This is a genomic window from Lacticaseibacillus hegangensis (assembly GCF_003946465.1).
Classification (GTDB): Bacteria; Bacillota; Bacilli; order Lactobacillales; family Lactobacillaceae; genus Lacticaseibacillus; species Lacticaseibacillus hegangensis.
In genome coordinates, this window is record NZ_RHOL01000044.1 from 1 (window position 1) to 20,079 (window position 20,079).

At 51.3% G+C, this 20,079-nt stretch carries 15 protein-coding genes; 11 read left to right on the forward strand and 4 right to left on the reverse strand.

Annotated elements, in window-relative coordinates; all coding sequences use genetic code 11:
* The first annotated feature begins 70 nt into the window (after positions 1 to 70).
* Complete coding sequence (locus EKM86_RS11280) at positions 71 to 1,147, forward strand: MFS transporter (RefSeq protein ID WP_164506267.1); 1,077 nt, start codon at positions 71 to 73, stop codon at positions 1,145 to 1,147.
* A gap of 109 nt (positions 1,148 to 1,256) precedes the next feature.
* Here the strand turns inward: EKM86_RS11280 and EKM86_RS11285 are convergent, their stop codons facing one another.
* The 4 genes from EKM86_RS11285 to EKM86_RS11300 form a co-directional block, all read right to left on the reverse strand.
* A complete protein-coding gene (locus EKM86_RS11285; RefSeq protein ID WP_125758070.1) occupies positions 1,257 to 2,645 on the reverse strand; it encodes an MFS transporter in 1,389 nt (462 codons plus the stop codon).
* Positions 2,638 to 3,060, reverse strand: coding sequence for a MarR family winged helix-turn-helix transcriptional regulator (locus tag EKM86_RS11290; RefSeq protein ID WP_125758072.1), 423 nt, complete (start codon positions 3,058 to 3,060; stop codon positions 2,638 to 2,640). Before EKM86_RS11290 ends, EKM86_RS11285 begins: the two co-directional genes overlap by 8 nt.
* A gap of 123 nt (positions 3,061 to 3,183) precedes the next feature.
* Entirely contained in the window at positions 3,184 to 4,635 is a 1,452-nt protein-coding gene (locus EKM86_RS11295; RefSeq protein ID WP_125758074.1) for an amino acid permease, read from the reverse strand.
* Between the two features lie 351 nt (positions 4,636 to 4,986).
* A complete protein-coding gene (locus EKM86_RS11300) occupies positions 4,987 to 6,198 on the reverse strand; it encodes an RNA-guided endonuclease InsQ/TnpB family protein (RefSeq protein ID WP_125758076.1) in 1,212 nt (403 codons plus the stop codon).
* A 133-nt stretch (positions 6,199 to 6,331) separates the two neighbouring features.
* On the opposite strand from EKM86_RS11300, the gene EKM86_RS11305 reads away from it, so the two are divergent.
* The 10 genes from EKM86_RS11305 to EKM86_RS11350 form a co-directional block, all read left to right on the forward strand.
* The gene (locus tag EKM86_RS11305; RefSeq protein WP_125758078.1) at positions 6,332 to 7,516 is read left to right on the forward strand and encodes an aminotransferase-like domain-containing protein; all 1,185 of its coding nucleotides are present in this window, start codon (positions 6,332 to 6,334) and stop codon (positions 7,514 to 7,516) included.
* A 94-nt stretch (positions 7,517 to 7,610) separates the two neighbouring features.
* Positions 7,611 to 8,282 (forward strand): hypothetical protein, encoded by a 672-nt coding sequence (locus EKM86_RS11310; RefSeq protein ID WP_125758080.1) that lies wholly within the window; start codon positions 7,611 to 7,613, stop codon positions 8,280 to 8,282.
* A gap of 135 nt (positions 8,283 to 8,417) precedes the next feature.
* Positions 8,418 to 9,209, forward strand: coding sequence for a Cof-type HAD-IIB family hydrolase (locus EKM86_RS11315; RefSeq protein WP_125758082.1), 792 nt, complete (start codon positions 8,418 to 8,420; stop codon positions 9,207 to 9,209).
* Positions 9,210 to 9,224: 15 nt separating this feature from the next.
* Positions 9,225 to 9,827 (forward strand): histidine phosphatase family protein, encoded by a 603-nt coding sequence (locus tag EKM86_RS11320; RefSeq protein WP_225419413.1) that lies wholly within the window; start codon positions 9,225 to 9,227, stop codon positions 9,825 to 9,827.
* Entirely contained in the window at positions 9,814 to 10,986 is a 1,173-nt protein-coding gene (locus EKM86_RS11325; protein WP_125758084.1) for a MalY/PatB family protein, read from the forward strand. Before EKM86_RS11320 ends, EKM86_RS11325 begins: the two co-directional genes overlap by 14 nt.
* Positions 10,987 to 11,213: 227 nt before the next feature.
* Positions 11,214 to 11,828, forward strand: a complete 615-nt coding sequence (locus EKM86_RS11330) for a DUF1819 family protein (protein WP_125758086.1) — start codon at positions 11,214 to 11,216, stop codon at positions 11,826 to 11,828.
* A 7-nt stretch (positions 11,829 to 11,835) separates the two neighbouring features.
* Positions 11,836 to 12,441, forward strand: a complete 606-nt coding sequence (locus EKM86_RS11335; RefSeq protein ID WP_125758089.1) for a DUF1788 domain-containing protein — start codon at positions 11,836 to 11,838, stop codon at positions 12,439 to 12,441.
* A complete protein-coding gene (gene brxC, locus EKM86_RS11340; RefSeq protein WP_125758091.1) occupies positions 12,431 to 16,069 on the forward strand; it encodes a BREX system P-loop protein BrxC in 3,639 nt (1,212 codons plus the stop codon). The genes EKM86_RS11335 and brxC overlap by 11 nt, the downstream gene beginning before the upstream one ends.
* A gap of 35 nt (positions 16,070 to 16,104) precedes the next feature.
* Positions 16,105 to 19,677: a BREX-1 system adenine-specific DNA-methyltransferase PglX gene (gene pglX / locus EKM86_RS11345; protein ID WP_125758093.1), complete on the forward strand. Its 3,573-nt coding sequence runs from the start codon at positions 16,105 to 16,107 to the stop codon at positions 19,675 to 19,677.
* 82 nt (positions 19,678 to 19,759) lie between these two features.
* On the forward strand, positions 19,760 to 20,079 hold a 320-nt coding region (locus EKM86_RS11350), incomplete at its 3' end, for a hypothetical protein (RefSeq protein WP_164506268.1).

The window sequence follows — 20,079 nt, forward strand, 5'->3', positions numbered from 1 at the left end:
TTCATGATATCAAAAAATGCAGGAAAACCGACAATTTCAAATCGCCATTTTCCTACATTTTATAGCCGCCATGCACAGTTTGATCACCGGCGTCGGCGGCACCATGTTCTTCCTTGGTGATTTCCTGGCGGCGGTCATCGTCGACCATCACGACCGCAAGCGGGTCATGCTCGTTTGCAACGCGATTGCCGCCGCTATTTGTGTCCTTGGTGCTTGGCTGATAGACCCTAACGCGCCGCAGACCTGGTTGCTGATTTTGATCACCAGTGTGCTGGACCTCATGACTACCATAAATTTTCCCGCGGCCAAGGCCATCACGCCGGACATTATCGCGGCACCGGCGCTTCAGCGGTTCAATGCCATCGCTAACGCTGTTTTCAGCATGGCCAGCATCCTTTCGCCATTGATTGGCGGCCTGCTTTTAAGCACTGGCCGGCTCGGCTTTCAGGGCTTCCTGCTGATCAATGCGGGGTCTTACGTGGTGGCCGCGCTTTTGGTGTGGACGCTGAACAGTCCGGTGTTCAAACCGGGTGAGGATGCCAGCGACCCCATCAAAGACACCATCTATGGCCTGAAGTACGTGGTGGGCAATCACCAGCTGGCGTTGATGATGCTGGCGCTCGGGGCGTTCAACTTTTGTGCGGCCGGGTTCTTGCTGGCGGCACCGTACATGGCCGACCATCTGTATGCCGGACGGCCGAGCGCCTACAGCACGTTTCTGCTGATCAATGCGTGCAGGGGGCTGCTGGGCGGTGCCGTGTTGTCACTGCAGCGCCAGCGTGTGTCGGTGATGCAAGTCTACACGGAGCAGTTGGTCATCGGCGTGCTGATGGTGGGGCTCGGGTTCCACCTCACGCATTTCCTGTGGCTCGCGCTGGCGCTGATCAACGGCTTCGTCAACTCGCAGATGTTCAGCAGTGTCGCCACGCTGATGCAGGGCATGACGCCGCGTGAGCTGCTCGGCCGCGTGTTCGGGCTGATTTTTCTGGTGTACGACGGGGTCCAGCCGCTGGGTAACTTTTTCTTCGGTCAGTTCATCAAGACCTGGGGCGCACACACGTACACCGTCCTCGGCGGCGTCCTTGTGTTGAGCTTTGCGCTGCTGATCTGGGCGACGCGGCGGACGCAGGCCAAAGCGGCGGCCTGATTCGGGTTGCGCCTTCGCTTTTTTCTAGGCCGGTGTTGATCATTGTAGTGCAATCAAAAAGCTTGTCATAACCAGGAAAAATCCCCGGCGTGGCAAGCTTTTTGTGATATTAATCAGCTGCGTGCTGGCGCGTGACTCGAATGATCAACCCGAGACCCAGTGCGCACAAGACGGCCAGCAGAATCAGGGTGTGCAAGGCGCCGGTCATGGTGCCTTGCGCAACGGTGGCGGCGGTCTTCTGGCTGGCGGCGATCAGCGCGGCAGTGACACTGGTGCCGACCGCGGCGGCAAACTGTTGCGTGGTGTTGAAAATCGCGTTGCCGTCGGTTTGCTCAGCTTTTGCGACTTGGCGCAGGCCGTTGGTCATCAGGTTGCCCATACTCAGGCCGATGCCGATCATGAAGACCAGGTAAAGTGCCAAAATCAACGGATCCGTGAGCCGCGGCACTGCGGCCATGAGAATGATGCCCAGCAGCGTGATGGCGCTGCCCAGACGCAGCGGGAGCTTGGGCCCGACGTTATCGTACAGACGGCCGCTCAACGGCGCCAGGAGCGCACCCACTGCAGCACCAGGCAGGACAATGAGGCCAGCGGTCAGCGGTGTGCCGCCATCGACCAGCTGAATATAGTTCGGCAGCAGAAAGGACAGCCCCAGCGCGTTGATCTGAAGCATGGCAAATGCCAGGATGTGGCTGGTGAATGCGGCATTTTTGAACAGTGTTAGGTTGATGATTGGCCGCTCGAGCTGACCCGACCGCCAGATGAACAGAATCAAGCCAACGAGCCCCAGCACCATCGCCCCGGCGACTTGAAGCGTCAAAAACGGCGTGCTGCCAAAATTGCTGATGCCGAAAATCAGGCCACAGAAGGTGACAATGATGAGCGCCACACTGGGCAGATCCGTGCTGGCGTTTTCGGTCGGCACTTTTTGCTCGATGCAAAACAGGCCAAGGAGCAGCGCGAGTACCAGGAGCGGCAGCAGAAAGACAAAAATGTAGCGCCAGCTGAGCGCTGAGACCACGAGCCCGCCGAATGTGGGGCCGATCGCCGGCGCGACGCCGGTGATCATGGTGCCGATGCCCATCATGCTGCCAATTTTGGCCTGAGGAACCTGCTCAATGATGATATTGAACATTAACGGCAGCGCGATGCCAGTGCCCAGTCCTTGAATGCCGCGGCCGAGCAGCAGCACCCAAAAGTGCGGGGCCACCGCGTCCAGCGCGACGCCGGCGATAAACAGGGTGATGGCAACCAGAAACAGCGGCTTGTTTTTGAAGCGGCGCTTGAGTGTGGCCGACAGCGGCACCATCGAGGCGACGACCAGCAGGTAAAGCGTGGTCATCCACTGCACGGTGTTGGTGGCGACGTGGAATTCCCGCATCAGCGTGGGGAAGGTGACGTTCATCGCGGTTTCGACGATCACGCCGCAAAATGACATGATGCCGGTGGCGAGCACCGCGCCGATGACGCGGGGGCGAATGCGTTTAGGATCAGTCATGGGCGCCTCCGTTCAGCTGAATGAAGGTGGTGATCATCCGGTTGAAGACGGCTTGCTCGGCCGGGGTAAAGGCTTGTTCCATCGCCTGCTGCTGGTCCTGGATGTAGGCCGTGATTTTTTCCTTCAGCTTGGTGGCTTTGGGCGTCAGGCTGACGGCCTTTTGCCGAGCATCGGTCGTTGACGCAGTGCGCTTGATCAGGCCGCTTTTCTCCATGCGCTGCAGCGTTAGCGTGGCCGTGGAGCGCTGAATAGCGAACTCGACCTCGATGTCGCGCTGCAGGACCTGGCCGTGGTTGCCGACAAAGTCGATGATCGACATCTGCGTGCCGGTCAGGCCGAACGCTTTGGCGTATGTGTCCATGTGCTTATTCATTTGGTTGGTGGCCTGTTTAATGACCCGCCCAAAATTTTGCATCTGAATCGTCCTTTCGTTAGTGAGCTAACGAAAGCTACCCTACACCAATTGTGGGCTCCGTGCAAAGGGGGATTTTTTGCCAATGACGAAAAAAGCTGCCAGCACGCGGCTGACAGCAAAGCGTTAGTCCTTGAGTTTGATTTCGTCCAGCGGAATCAGGTGCGTGTGGTGCTTGACCTTGTACCAGGTGAACAGGATCACGAACAGCGGGATGGACATGTACGAAATCAGCAGCTTGTCCCAGGCGAAGGCTTTGAGCGACGGGATGTCCTGGCCGATGATGACCACCAGGCCGAGGACCAGCGCGAGCAGCGGGCCAAAGGGAAAAAGCTTGGCGTGATACACGAGCTCGTCGACCGAGTGGCCCTGCTTGATCAGCGCGCGGCGGAAACGCAGATGCGACAGGGCGATGCCGATCCACGCGATGAAGCCGGTGAGCCCGCTGGCTGCGACCAGCAGCTGGTAAACGTTGCTGCCGAGGACGCTGGTGAGAAATGTCAGGGCGCCGACCAGCGTGGTCAAGAGCAGCGCGGGCAGTGGTACGCCGCGCCGGTTCGTTTTGCCGTAAATACGCGGGGCCATGCCGTTTGAGCCCATCGCCCACAGCATGCGGCTGGACGCGTACATGCCTGAGTTGGCGGACGACAGCACCGACGTCAGGATCACGGCGTTCATCAGGCTCGCTGCGCCGGCCATGCCGATGCGCTGGAAGACCAGCGTGAACGGTGACATGGCGACGTGCGTCTCGCTGGCGCCCAGCAGGTTCGGGTCCGTGTAGGGGATCAGGGCGGCGATGACCGCAATGGCAAGAATGTAGAAAATCAAGATGCGCCAGAAGACTTCCTTGATTGCTTTGGGAATACTTTTCTCGGGAGTCGCGGATTCGCCCGCCGTGATGCCGATGAGCTCCGTGCCTTGAAATGAAAATCCCGCGACGACGAACACCGACAGGCCCGCCGGCAGCCCGCCGTGGAAGGGCGCGTCGCCAATCGTGAAGTTGCGCATGCCGATCGATGGGCCCCCGCCCAGCACGCCGACGATGGTGAGAATCCCGGCCGCGAGGAACACCAGCACCGTGACGACCTTGATCATTGCCAGCCAGTACTCGGTCTCGCCAAACGCCTTCACCGAAATGATGTTCAGCGCGAAGATCAGGGTCAGGAAGCCGACCGAGAAAATCCAGCCGGGGATGTGCGGCAGCCAGAAGTGCATGAGAATGGCCGTGGTGGAAATATCGACGGCCAGCGTGATTGCCCAGTTGAACCAGTAATTCCACCCGAGCGCAAACCCGGCCGCGGGGTCGATGAAGCGCGTCGCATATTCAGCAAACGAGCCGGACACCGGCATGTAGGTCGCCATTTCGCCCAGGCTGGTCATTAGAAAATACACCATCACGCCGATGGCCAGGTAGGCCAGCAGCGCACCACCCGGGCCGGCTGTGGCGATGGTTGAGCCGCTGGTGACAAACAGGCCGGTGCCAATACTGCCGCCGAGCGCGATCATCGACAGATGGCGCGTTTTGAGCGAGCGCTGGACGCTGCCGCCTGCGCCTTCATCCTTAGACTTGGAACTCATGAAAAATCCCTCCGATAACTGTGATAAGCATGACAAACAGCTTAACACCGGGGGATTAAACCGTGATGAGTGGGGCTCTCATGGAATTGTTACGACCGAGAAGGAAAACTCATTTATATTAATGAATTTATTTCACCATAAATGGAAAAAGATGAATTTTACTTCATTCGCGTGTCAGACTACGATAGAGCTAATCCCAATTGGGAAGGTCGATATCGTGTCAACTACCACCGAAAAAATTCGGGAGCTTGTAGCTCGCGCGTCATCGACACAGTGGTCAAGCGCCTTTCAGGCTCCCACTTGTTGCGGCCACATCGTCGGGCAGTTGACAATGCCCGTCAGTTATCAGGTTTACCCGATAACCTCTTTAATAAATCTTGGATGGTTACTACCAGATTGGTACTGCTGACCCAAAGTAAATAGGTTCATTGCCGCAATCCGGTCATCATTACTTTGGTAACTACAAGACACACAATGATACGTGTGATTTTCCTGATCACGCTGGTTTTTATCAATGCGACCACACTTAGGACACCGTTGACTGGTGTATTGCGCAGGGACAGCAATTACCGCGTGGCCAGCTAAAGCTGCCTTGTAGCGAAGATACTGTTCCAGCTCGAAGAAGGACCAGGAATGCAGCTCTCGTCGGGTCAGAGCTTGACGTCCTAATTGTTGGCGAATGCCAGTAAGGTCTTCAACCACAAACAAAGTATTGGGGGACGCTTGTGAGACGAGTGTCTTCGACAAGCGATGATTGACATCACTCATCCAGCGGTTCTCTCGCCCCGAAAGTCGTCGTAAGCATCGTTTGGCAGATTTCGTGTTCTTCCGTTGTAGTTTCTGACGAGTGCGATGGTACTTGGCCCGTTTGTTCGCGATTGCCTTGCCGGAAACAAAGTTAGTTTGCCCAGCACCGTTGTGACTGACCAGCACAAAGCGCAAGCCACGATCGATACCGACAATATCTTTAACATGCGGGCGGTCAACAGTATCGATTTCCTTGGTCACCGCAATATGCAGGAAGTAATGGGCACCCGTGCGCACTACAGTCGCCACCCCAAGTTGCCAGTCAGGAGTCAGGTATTGCTCAAAGCCGTGCAAATAGGGAGTGACTCGGATACGTTTTGCCAAAGTGTTGAGTGACAGCCGATCATCTTGAAGCCACGACCAATCGCGGTTACGGACCAATTTAAGTTGCGGCTTACGGTATTGCAACGGTCGCCGTAACCAAGTAAGGTCTCGTGGACACCGTGTCCATTGCCCAGTATACCGATCCTTAAAGGCATATGGTTCTGACTTCATTTGGGTTTGTACGGTTTTGTAATTGGCAACAACATGCCGGATCACAGATTGCGCCATCTGTGATTTCAGCCCAATGTCTGCCCGCAGTCGGTGATACAGTGCCTTATGCAAGGCATATTGATCCAGGACAAATTCGTGGTCGAAAAGGTACTGTGATACTAACTGACAACCCGCCGCAAATTGGCACATTGTTTCTTGTAATAACTGCGTCTCATTTGCGGCGAGTACGATGCGCAACCTTAGGGTGATGGCTTGCTTCATGGCTATCCCTCCAGTTGCATTATATCAAACACACGTTCGCATGTAAAGACACTAATTTAAAGAAGGAGAAGCAGGTACAGGACGGCATTCCTCCCCCCGATTGAAATCAGGGGTTTCCTGCTAAAAACTAATAATGAAGTTTGCTAAGCGCGTTGCTGAAACTCAAAATGCCGGGCTGAATGATCTGTACACGGCGCCGGATCCGCAACAGATATCCTTTGCCGGCGGCTACCCGGATCTCGCCATGTTCCCACAGGCGGCACTGCAGGTCGCGATGGATCACGCGATGGCCAACCCGGCGGCGTTTCAGTACGCTGACAGCTGGGGCTACCGGCCGCTGCGTGATCAGTTGGCGACGATGATGCAGGCAGATGGGATCAAGACATCCGGCGAACACATCTTGATCACGCAGGGCGCGCAGCAAGGCATTGACCTCACCGCGCGGCTGATGATTGACTCCGGTGACGGCCTGGTGGTCGAGGCCCCGACCTATCTGGGCGCAATGGCTGCTTTCAACCAATACGAGCCGACGTACTACGAAGTGCCGATGGAAGACGACGGCATGGACCTCGTCGCCTTGAAAAAAATCCTCATGACGCATTCGGTGAAAATGATTTACACGGTGCCTGATTTTCAAAATCCGACTGGCGCCGTCATGAGTTTGGAAAAACGCCGCGCCCTGGTGCGGCTGGCCAACCAGTTCGATGTCCTGATCTTGGAAGACGGTCCGTACCGGTTCCTGCGCTACGAAGGGACGAGCCTGCCCCCGGTCAAGTCGTTTGATACGCAGGGCCGCGTCGTATTTCTTGGCAGTATGTCCAAAATCCTGTCGCCAAGCCTGCGCCTAGGCTGGCTGATCGCTGACCCGGAGATTATGGCCGGCATTGAGGCGCTCAAGGGTGCGGCCGACGTTGAGTCCAGTGCGCTCATCCAGCGCGGGGTCACCGAGTACTTGGCTCACGTTGATTTTCCGGCGCACTTGACCCAGCTGCAAGACACTTACCGCGACAAGCGCGATGTCATGCTCGAGGCCCTGCACCGGTTTTTGCCAGCAGATTACACCGTCACCGAGCCGAACGGCGGCTTTTTCCTCTGGCTGCAAGGACCTGCTGGGTTGGACATGACCCAGCTGCAGCGCGACGTCCTGCTGCCGGCGCATGTCAGCGTGGTGCCAGGCCGCAACCTGGCACCTAGCCACACGACGCAAAATGGCGCGCGGCTGACGTATGCGGCGCCGGCAATCAGTGACATCGAACCGGGTGTGCGGCGCCTTGCCGCGGCGCTTTCACACGCGGCAGCGCGGGCCCAAGTTAAGTAGCCACAAGCGGCGTCACCTGCGAGTCAAACAGCTGTCTTTACATCGCTTCTCATTTTGATTATGATAATTGAAATTGAGAGCGGGAGGCGCCGCGTTGACGGAACTAAAGCTTGCGCAGTTTGCGCTCAGTCATTACTCTCTGCAGTGTTTGGCAGAAGCGACCGGGTTGACGACCGACATGATCACCGCCCTAAAAAGCGGGGAGGCCGAGCTGGCCGAGATGCCTTATCGAATTGTTCACGCGCTGGCGGTCGTGGCGACAGGCCAAACCATTTCCAACACGCGCCATATCATGCAAAAAGCCGTCACCAATCCAGAAGGGACGCTATTCATCGGTGAGCTGACTTTTATCCCGAGTGAGCTCGGTGACATCAGAGCCTGGGGGATACGAGCAAGCTATGCGGTTGCGCGCGCGATTTGCGCCGACGCGCCAGATCTGCTGGTGTCGTTTGTCCTGATGATGATGGGCCGGCCGTATGCGTTCCAGGCGCTCGACCAAAATGTCGTGCTCACTGAGGCGATGGAGGCGGTGATTTTCAATCTGCAAACGGCCAAACTTGAATACAAGCTGCCCGATTTTGTGGATAAAAAAGGCAACAAGTACTACCGTATTTTAGCCGGCTGGCACTTGCTTCAAGACCCCAAAGGTCAAGAAATCTGGGCGCGCTTGGCCACGACGATGCAGTCGCTGGAGATCCATTGGGACGATCACTGCAACCTGGACGCCACTGTGCACGTCAAAATGATGACGCAAATGTCTAAATGAGTCACCCGTGGTTGCGGCGGGTGGCTTTTTGCTTGGCAAGGCATTTTTGACCGCATTCGCCGCTGGAAATATCCGCCCAGGTTGGTTCAATTTGTTACAATAAGAGAATGAAAACGGCACCACTAGGAGGAACTTATGATTAAACTCGTCGCCGTCGATATGGACGGCACTTTTCTCAATTCGCAGCAGGACTACGACCGCGAGCGGTTCGCCAAGGTCCACGCGCGTATGACCGAGCTCGGCATTCGCTTCGTCGTGGCCAGCGGCAATCAGTATTACCAGCTGCGCTCATTCTTCACTGACTATCCGAACACGATTTACGTTGCGGAGAATGGCGCGTACATCCGCGATGCTGAAACCACGTACGCCGTGCACACCTTCAGCCCTGAGGCGACTGAGACCATTACGCAGTACCTGAGCGCCGACCCGGTGCTTTCGGCCATCGCGTGCGGCGTGAAAACCGCGCACATTCGCGGCAGCGAGAACCCGGCGTTCATCAATGAAATGCACCGCTACTACCACCGCCTGCAGCTGCAGGACACGCTGGAAGCGCCGGACGATCAGATTATGAAGTTCGCGACTAAAATGCCGCCGGCGCGCACCCAGGAGTACATCGATAAGTTCAGCGAGGCCTTCGCCGGCATCGCCGTGCCAACCAGCTCCGGCCATGGCGACATCGACATCATCCAACAAGGCCGCCACAAAGCCGCGGGGCTGGCCGAACTCGGTGAGGTCCTGAACATTCCGCTCAGCGAGATGGCGGCGTTCGGCGACGGCGGCAACGACCTGGAAATGATCCGCGAATGTGGCTTGGGCGTGGCGATGAAAAACGCCGACCCCGAAGTGCTGGCCGCGGCGGATGCGGTCACGCCAGTCGACAACGACGCATCCGGCGTCTGCGCGTTTCTTGAGGATTACCTGAAGTAAAAGAGGGTTTGGATCGTGAGTAAAAAACTGTATCTGATGCGCCACGGCGAAACCTTGTTTAACGTGCTAGGCCGCATCCAAGGCTGGTGCGATTCGCCGCTGACCGACCGCGGCATTGCCCAGGCAAAAACGGCGCGGCAGTGGTTCGCCGCGCACCACGTCATGCTGACCGAGGCGCACTGCTCCACGGCTGAGCGCGCTTCTGACACCTTGGAGCTGGTGTGCGACCTACCGTACACGCGCGAAAAAGGCCTGCGCGAGCACGGCTTTGGCCGTTTTGAAGGCCAGCCGGAGTACCTGAATCCTGCCATTCCGTATGGCGACTTTTTCGTGCCATACGGCGGCGAAAATGACGCGACAACAATGAAACGCGTGGTGGCGACTGTCGACCGCCTGATGGCCGCGGCGCCAGATGGCGCTCAGGTCCTCATGGTGTCGCACGCAGGGGCCACCCACAGCTTTTTGGCGCAGCGGGCCCCCGCTGGGGTGCTTAACGAGCGAATGCCAAACTGCGGCATCGCCATTTTTGATTACGACGGCGGCACGTACACGTTTGAGCAAATCGTCGACCCGGTGGCTTGGGCCGAGCAGCGGGAGGACAGCCATGACCAAATATGATTTTGACACTGTGATCGATCGCTACGGCACTTATTCGGACCAGTGGGATTACGTGCAGACGCGCTTTGGCGAGGCCAACCTCTTGCCGTTCACCATTTCCGACATGGACTTCGCCACCGCGCCAGGCGTGCGTGACGTGCTGGTCAAAGCGTCGCAGAAGGGCATTTTCGGTTACACCCACTGGGACAACCCGGCCTTCAAAGGCGCCATTGCCGGCTGGTTCGACCGTCGCTACCACGTGACTATCGACCAGGACACCATCGTGTACAGTCCCAGCGTTATTTTCACGCTGGCCAAGCTGCTCGAGCAGTTCAGTCAGCCCGGCGACAAGGTCGTCACGTTCAGTCCGTGCTACGATGCGTTCATTAAAACTGTGACGTCCAACCACCGGCTGCTGCTAGAGTTCGATATTAACCACGGCGTCGACTGGGATAAGCTCGACGCCTACTTTGCGCGCGAACACCCAGCCGTGTTCCTGCTGTGCAACCCGCACAACCCGCTGGGCATCGCCTGGTCAGGCGAGGACATGCAGCGCATCGTCGAACTGTGCAACGCCTACCACGTCGCGATTATCTCCGACGAGATCCACATGGGCGTCGTGCGCCGCGTGACCGTTGTGCACTCACTGGCCGCGTACTTCAACCAGCTCACCGTGCAAAAGGCCGTCATCTCCTCGGCCGGCAAGGCGTTCAACGTCACCGCGCTTGGCTGCTCGTACGCGCTGATCCCCGACGCCCGCGACCGTGAGGAGTTTGTCTACGGCCTCGAGTACCGCAGCGCGCTGTCGTCCGTGCCATACTTGGGGATGCTGGCGACGACTGAGTGCTACAGCCACCAAGAGGAGTGGCTGAACCAGCTGTGCGACTACATTGACGGCAACTACGCCTACCTGAAAAAGTATCTCAAAGACGAGCTTGGGCTGGATTACCAGATTCCGGCCGCGACCTATCTGGCCTGGATCGATATTTCGCCGCTTGGTATTTCCATGCCGGCGCTGCAGCATGAAATGGTTCATGGCCAGAAAGTTGCCATTATGGATGGACGTGTTTATGGCAATGGCGGGGCTAATCATCTGCGGTTCAACCTTGGGGCGCCAAGGAGCAAGGTCGAAGAAGGACTGCGGCGGTTGGTTGCGGCGGTGAAGGTCGCGCAAGAGTGAGGTAATTTAATTTATCTATTAGGGAACTAATTAGACTGCGTGGTTCCAGGTGATCCTGATTTTCTGTTTGAAGCGGCTTGTTTGAAGAGCAAGCCGTCTTTTCATGAGATACTTATCGCAAACAACACGGGACCGTGAGTCGAAGTTTTTCTGGGCAAACTGGACGCTAAGAAAAGGCTCAACGGTCATTCTTTAACGTTTAATTCTGGTAGAATTGTTCTTAAGTCATGAATAGAGAGGACAAAATCATGTCGGGTTATTCCGCAGCGGCAGTCAAGTTTCCTTTTTGGTTCTATGAGTTTAAGCAAACCATGGAGTGGCAACGTGATAGTGAACAATGGGCTCAGGTCAAGCGTCATATTATAGATGAAAATTGGTTTAAGCTAAGTTCTATTTCACGTCGGCAGAGCCTATATAGCGAAGTTGCTGGAAGAGTGCAATCATTGACTCCCGCAATCAGCAACGTGTTTTTCAAAACTGACCTCGATAATCAACGTCTGATCAACTTGATTGGCATGATGAATACTAATCGCTTGTTTAAAGCCTTTATTCTGAGGACTTATCGTGATGAGCTAATGCTGGGGGATCTGAAGCTTGAAGATTATGAAATTCAGGCTTTCTTCCGTCAGATACAAACTGAGGATGACGCTGCAGCAAAGTGGCAGGACGAGACAGTACAGCGCCTGGGGAGCAGTTTTCGCAATTATTTGACGCAGGCAGGATTAGCCAAATTGGACGGGACAACGTTATTGGTAACCAGGCCTTTGCTGGACCCTCCACTTGAGGACGCGTTAGTCGCCGATAATCATCAGGATTATGTTGCTGCGTTGACGGGGAGGTAGTTTAGTTATGGGAGATTTACAGCAGGATTTCGAGAAACTAAAACAAAAAATTGCGCAACCTTCTTTTCAGCAGAACCATGGCTTGTCAAACGAAGTGGGCTACTACATCTTCGATTACGATCCCAAGGACGAATTGATCGTGCGTGAGAATGTGGCCAATATCGCCGCATCTTCGACGATCGCGACGATTGGGGCAGACGTTAAGGTGTTTGACTTGTTCGATATCATGATGGAGATTGTGGATCGCTTCGGCTATCGTGAGGGTTTTGAAAGTATTGAGCACGATGACGGAATGGCTGCTGTGGTGACGCAGATGAATAATATCCTAGATATGGACACTGAACGCAACCTGATCGTTGAGTACGTCCGTCAGGCTGTTGAACATGATCAATCCACAATTATCTTTTTGACTGGGGTTGGGAAAATTTTCCCGCTATTACGATCACACAAGATCCTGAATACCATGAATCAGGTTATCGATAAATTTCCGGTTGTGATGTTCTATCCGGGGCAATATGATGGGGTGCACCTCAAGATGTTCGGACAGTTGGAAGACGACAATTACTATCGTGCATTTGGGTTAAGAATGGAGTGGAACAAGAATGAAGATTAGGGACTTATTCGCAAAGTCAATTGACCGTGACATTCAAGGGGTTATCAAGGTTGGGCAAGAGGACAACACCAAGCAGGAGCTGGAAGAGTATGTTGTGACCAATGAGCTCCAATCCCAGTTTGCCCGCTTTTTCTCCGCCTACCAGGATTCTCTGACAGGTGCAACTGATGACATGGGGGTCTGGATTTCCGGTTTCTTTGGTTCAGGGAAATCTCACTTTCTCAAGGTCATTGCCGATGTGCTTGAAAATCGGGTTATTGATGGTAAGCATGCGGTTGATTACTTCGATGGCAAGATTAAGGATCAGATGACCCTGAATCAGATGCAGGCGGCCGCTGAATCGGATACTCAGGTTATTCTGTTTAACATTGACGCGAAGGCGATGAGCGGTGACAAGGCAGACGATAACGTCATCGTAAAAGTCTTCTTGCAAGTGTTTAACGCGATGCAGGGATTCTCCGATAAGAGTCCGTGGATTGCGGATCTGGAGCGCCGCCTAGTCTCTGCCCATAAGTATGATGAATTCAAGCAGGCCTTCAGCAAGATCGAGGACAACCACCTCGATTGGGAGGAAGGCCGCGATCACTATTACTTCAACATGGGCAAGATTCGTGATGCTTTGGTCTCGATCGATTTTATGAGTCAAGTCGACGCGCAGGGGTTCATCGATCAGCTCAAGACGCCATATCAGATCAACGTTGAAGATTTTGCAGAGTTAGTCAATGACTATGTACAGAAGACTGGCCATCGGGTTACGTTTCTGGTTGATGAAGTTGGTCAATTCGTTGGTGATAGCCTTCAGCGAATGCTGAATTTGCAGACCGTCGTCGAGGAACTTGGCCGGATCGTTAAGGGTAAAGCCTGGGTCGTGGTCACCTCTCAGCAGGATATAGCCAATGTCACAAAGAACGTCAATGGCCAGGATTTCTCAAAGATTCAGGGCCGGTTCAAGACGCGGATCGCCTTAAGCTCTGCGAACGTTGACGAAGTTATTAAGAAGCGTTTGTTGGCCAAGACTCCTGAGGTTCAGGATCAGTTGAAGGGCATCTATGTCGCCAATGGTTCTGCCATTAACAATGCGATCGATTTTGATCAAGACGGCGTAAAACGCTTGAAGTACGACTCAGCAGACAACTTTGCCAACAATTACCCATTTGTTCCTTACCAGTTTAATTTGTTGCAGCAAGTGCTGACGGCAATTCGGACTCACGGTTCAGAAGGAAAACATCTTTCTGAAGGGGAGCGTTCAATGCTCTCGATTTTTCAGGAGTCAGCAGTTCGCATGGAAGATCGTGATGTTGGTGCCCTGATTCCATTTTCACTGTTCTTTGAAGGCCTAGAACAGTTTCTTGATCATACCCACCGAATTGTGATTGAGCATGCCCGTCAGGATGATCAGGTGATTAATCCTAAGAAGGAAAGCAATCCGTTTGCCATCCAAGTTCTCAAGACGTTGTTCATGGTTAAATATGTTACAAGCTTCAAAGCAACATTGAACAACATTGTGACTTTAATGATTGATAGTACAGATGTTGATCGAATTGAACTAACTAAGAAGGTTCAGGAAGCACTGACTAAACTAGTTAGTCAGCAGGTGGTTGAGAAGAATCTTGATACCTATGTTTTCTTGACTGATACTGAACAGGATATTAATCAAGAGATTGAGCAGCAGCAGGTTTCTGACGCTGAAGTGGTCAGCAAACTTGGACAGTTTCTGTTTGATAACAAAGTGATTTCGCCAAAATACGCCTATCCTAAACTCGGCGGACGCTATATATTCAGCCTAAACGAGTACATTGATGATACGCCACTCGGTCGCACCAATAATGCTCTCTCTATTCGCTTGTTGAGTACGCTCAATGTCGATAAGCGTGACACAAGCATGGCCCACATGTACTCGCTGGGGGCACCAACTGAAGTGGTTGTCCTCTTACCCGATCAAGACGACTACATTAGTTATATTCGACGGGCGGAGAAGATCCGCAAATTTCGTATGAGTGGGGCCAGCAGTACCGATCCGCGATATGGAGAACTCCTTAATGCGCGCGCTGCTGAGCGAAATGCATTACTTGATATGGCGCGTAATAAAGCTGTGGATGCTCTTCATCAGTCGACAATCTTTGTCGGCGGCAATGAACTGGATAATAACCGCGATTTTAATAATCAACTTGATGCGGGACTTCAAAGCGTAGTCGACGATACATACCGTAACCTTAATTACATCGATGCCGCCAAGAGTGAAAAGGATATTTTGCAGGTCATCAAGGCTGATGATTGGGTTGAGTCTCCAGAGAATTCTCGTGCAATTGACGCCGTTGTTGGTTGGTTGCAACGCGAAAAGGATCCGCACATAACCCTAAAGCGTGTCATCGATCGTTTCCACGAAATTCCCTTCGGTTACACTGAGGAAGATGTCGAGTGGGTCATCGCGAGTCTTTATTCAGCTGGCAAAATTAAGATGAGTTACAACGGTGAAGTGGTCAGTCGAGTTTCAGGCGATTTCAACGTGAAACAGATTGTTGATTTTCTGACCAAAAAACAGTATACAGAAAAAATTGCCTTGCAGATCAAACATGATTACACCCCCGTTGAAATCAAACGATTGCGAGATGTTGCAAGTCAGGTTTTCAAGAAAAACTCCTTCTCCTCGGATAATGCTGAAATCTTGGTAGCTGAACTGAAGCCGAAGATTAACAGCGACTTCGAAAGCCTGAAGCAGTTTGAATCCAAAGACCAGCGTTATCCTGGTCATGATCTGATACAAAAGGGTCTCGATCTCCTGCAAGAGTTGGATGCAGCGAAAGATTCTGACAAGTTTTTTGAAGTTTTAAGCAGACGCTATGATGAGCTGCTCGACTGGCGTGAGGATTTTGAAGATCGAGGTATCGCAGACTTTTATGTCAATCAAGCCTCTCAGAATATTTGGGATGCCGGCTTAAAAGACCGCTCTATCTATGATCATTCTAAAGATAAGATTAGTAATGCGGAATTGGAACAGATTGTTGGCCAGCTTGATGAACAGCTGAAGTCCAATCAGGCAGCAAGTTCGATTCAAAAGATTAAGGCCCTGGATAGTCGATTTGATGCCTTATACAATGAGATCTTTGACGACGAACTTGAAAAAGTGCAAAAGGAGATCGAGGCATACCGAGCTCAAGCAAAGGACAAGATGAACCGCTCGTCAATTGGCGAGGCATTTAGTACGAACTATTTTGCTCCATTTAGCGCGAAAATTGATGAGACTCTGCATACCGCGAAGGACGCTGTCGTTCTAAATGACTTGGGAGCCAAGGCCGATGTTGCCCGTAGGCTATATCAGGCTTTTCAGAGAGAGTTAGATGATGCGGTTAAGATAGCTAAACATGCGACTTCAACATCATCTTCAACCTCTAGTTCAACAGGCAGTACGGATCATCCTATCTCGCCCCTCATTGGTCCAGCAGTGACGCCAGAGGCCCCACACGATGTCAAAAACATTGAGGACATTCATCCACGAGATCTTGCAATGAAACAGATTTGGAATATTGAGAATCAGGCGGACATCGACTCATACTTGAACCAGCTAAAGCAACAATTAGCTGATCGTTTGAAAGATAAAGATGTGGACGCGATTGATTTTCATCTCTGATCCCACGATAAACGAAGCATTATGGGGAGCGTAATATGGATAAAAAAGATATAGAGACATTTTCAACAAGTGCTCGCGAAGATCTTGTAAATGGAGTGAAGTTCCGTCTTCAATCGATTGGTATCAATGATAAGGGTGCAGAAGAGCGAATGGCTATGTCCACATCTGAAGCGGAATTTTATTCTCAGAATCCAAACAATCCGTTGACAGGTGTTGACATTACTCGAAGAAAGGCAATTGTTGAGCGGTTAAAAGAACGGGCAAGCGAAATTGGCTGGTCCGCAGCGTATTCAGATCTGGCCGATGAGGTTGCCTATACTTGGTTTAACCGAATCATTGCTTTGAGGTTTATGGAAATAAACGATTATCTACCGTCGGGCTATCGTATTCTGTCATCAACTGAACAGCGTGATGAGCCAGATCTGATGTTTTATGCTAATGATGCGGAAACAGCACTCGGAGGGTACACTAACCCTGAAAAAAAAATGATCGCAGACGCCTGGCAGAGTCAGGATCCTAGCATTATGGATTCTCTGTATCAGATGCTTTTCATGAAACAGATCAACCAACTCAACAAGATGGTGGATGGCTTATTTGAATCTACAGATGATTTTATGAGTCTCCTTTTTACACCCAATTATCATGTTGGTGTGATCAAAGACTTATTAACTGCAATTCCTGAAGAAGACTTTGATCTAAATAACGATACTAGTCAGGGTCAAGTTCAACTTGTTGGCTGGCTGTATCAATTTTATAACACCCAACAGAAAGAGGCGGCGATTGAACAGCCCAAGTCGCATAAGTTTCGAGGCGCTGAGATTGCTTCTGCTACTCAAATCTTCACTCCAGATTGGATTGCTAGGTACATGGTACAGAACTCTGTCGGTAAGTTGTGGATCAAGCATTTGCAGATTAATGGAGATAGTCGGCCTGAAGAGGAGATCGCAAGGAACTTTTCTTGGGAATATTACATGTCAGATGCGGAACAAGTGCGTGAACCGTCTGGGTTGAGGATGGGAGCCAATGCCGACTTAGACTCGATTGGTCCAAAGGATATTAAGATCCTGGATCCCTCAATGGGATCGGGGCATATGTTAGTTTATGCTTTCGATCTGATGATGGACATTTATTTGTCCGAGGGTTTTGGCAGGCGCCAAGCTGCTAGGGACATAGTTCACTATAACCTGTTCGGACTTGATATCGATAAACGAGCAACTCAGCTCGCGAACTTTTCTCTCATGATGAAGTGGCGTCATTATGACCGACAGGCTTTTTCTGAAGAAGAGAAGCCGGCATTATACACTGTAAATCGCGCTCCAAAGATTGATGAGAGTAGGGTAGTACTTTCGTTTCCTTCAGCCTCTGCTGAAGAGCAAGCGGCCATTAGTCGGTTGGCTGCTTCGTTTAATCATGCGGATCTGACTGGTTCTTTAACTCGCGTTGATTTAGATGATGCTGCAATCGTTGAGACTTTATTGTTAAACTCTCAGGAGACAACGGTCGGTGCGGATACCCTACGCGATGAACTAAACTCTTTGATTCTGATAACTAAGATACTCAGTGATAATTATGATGTCGTGGTTACGAATCCACCATATATGGGTTCAAGCCGCATGGATGCAACTCTAAGTAACTTTGCGAAAAAGTATTATCCGGATTCTAAATCGGATTTGTTTGCAATGTTTTTGGAGCATTTCCAAACTTTGGTTCGAAGTGGCGGTTATTGCTCAATGGTGACCATGCAATCGTGGATGTTCTTGTCGAGCTTTGAAAATCTTCGAGTTAAGTTACTTAAGCACTATACGATTTCCAATCTGATGCACATGGAAAATAATGTGATGGGTATTGCGTTCGGTACGGCGGTAACAATATTTAGAAACACTATCGCTCCAGAATTTCTCGGGACGTATCATCAGATTAAGACGGCAGATGTTTCCGGAGGAAAGATTCCAACTCATCTGCCTATTAGTGGCAATCGGTATAATCGAACTAACCAAGCGAACTTCGGAAAGATACCGGAGAGTCGAATCGTTTACTGGGCATCAGATTCAGTGTTGAAAGATTTTTCTTTTTCACCAATTTACGACGTATCTGTGTCACCTAGTCAGAACGTGACAGGTAATAATAGACGCTGGACAAAATTCTTATGGGAGTTGCCTGCTGAAAAGATTGGCAACGGTAAACAGTGGATTTTCTACGCAAAAGGGGGAGGATACAGGAAGTGGTTTGGTAATTTAAATACTGTTGTAGATTGGTCTCCTCAAGCAAGAAGCATTTATGCGCATGGAGATGGGCACCATGCATCTCAAATAATCAATCATGATTACTGGTACAAGAGAGGGATCACCTGGGGTCTTATAACTTCTGCTAAACCGAGCTTCAGAGAGATGCCCCAGGGTGCCACCTTTGATAAAGGAGGCTCTACAATCATTGTTGATGACAACGATTTTAATTTTATCTTGGCCTTGCTAAATTCAGTTGTATTTGAATATTTGGCTTCAATGCTAAATCCCACACTGAATTTTCAAGTAAATGATATTAGGGAAATCCCAGTCCTACGATCTTTGGATACAGACAGAGTTATAGAGAAAATCTCAAGAGATAACATCCAACTTTCTATGAATGACTGGGATGCGTTTCAGAATTCTTTCAATTACACTTTAGATCCATTAGTTGGTCATATCGCTGAGCATCAACGAAATTGGACGTTAGAAGCTGCGTTTAATCAATGGTCGAAAGAGGCTCAAGATCGGTTCGAACAGTTGAAGTCAAATGAAGAAGAATTAAATCGAATCTTCATTGATTTGTATGGATTACAGGATGAATTATCTCCTAAAGTTGCAGACAAGGATGTCTCCGTGCGACGAGCCGATAGACCACGGGATATTAAATCACTTCTCTCGTACTTTATTGGTGTGACGTTTGGTCGTTACTCCATAGATACCCCTGGGCTTTCTTATGCTGGTGGGGATTGGGATGATAGCAAGTATGAAAGCTATAAGCCGAACAAAGACAATCTGATCGTGTTGACAGATGAGGACTATTTCGGGGATGAGCGGGATATTATATTTAGGCTTAAGGAGTTCCTAACAGCTACGTTCGGAGCAGAACACTTAGACGAAAATATTCGCTTCATCGCGGACTCATTGGACAAGAAAGGAGAGACGCCTGAGGATCAGATTCGTAAGTATTTCTTAGATGACTTTTACAAGAAAGACCATCTGTCCACATACCAAAAGCGCCCGATCTATTGGGAGTTTTCTTCAGGCAGGCAGGACGGCTTTAAGGCGCTGATGTATTTGCACCGTTACGATTCCAACACGATGGCGATGGCCCGGACGGCTTACCTGCATCCATTACAGGATGCTTATATGTCCGCACGTGTGCAACTTCAGAGGATGCGTGACACAGAGTCTCAAACCAGAGAGAAGAATCGAATTGAAAAACATCTGACCAAGCTGAATAAGCAAATTGACGAAATTGTTAAGTATGATGCAAAGCTGCAACACGTTGCTAACATGCATATTTCAATTGATCTGGATGATGGGGTTCTCATTAATCATGAGAAAGTTCAGGCTGGCGAAAAGTTGCTGAGTCCGATCAAGTGACGCGTAACGCACGACATTTCCTTTGCCGTGCGTTTTCTGTAGGCATAAGATAGCAATAAGAGTATACGAAACGGGTGGAATAATGGACAAGCGTGCAATCAATAAGTTTGCGGTCGCAGCGCGCCGCCAACTGATTCAAGATATCAGCCTAAAATTAGGCAGCATTGGTATCAATAATGAAGGCGTTAGCGAGAAGCTCCCAAGTTCTTCGAACAATGCTGAGTTCTATACCAATAATGCGGAGCCTGTTGTCGGCAAAGATATTGAACGGCGACAACAGATTGTGAAAAACTTAAGAGCATCGGCTAAGACATCAGATTGGCAACCCTGGTTTAAAATCGAAGTGCAACACCTGATAAAGCAGACCAATTTGCACAAAAAGGTCATGAAGACCTATTCTTG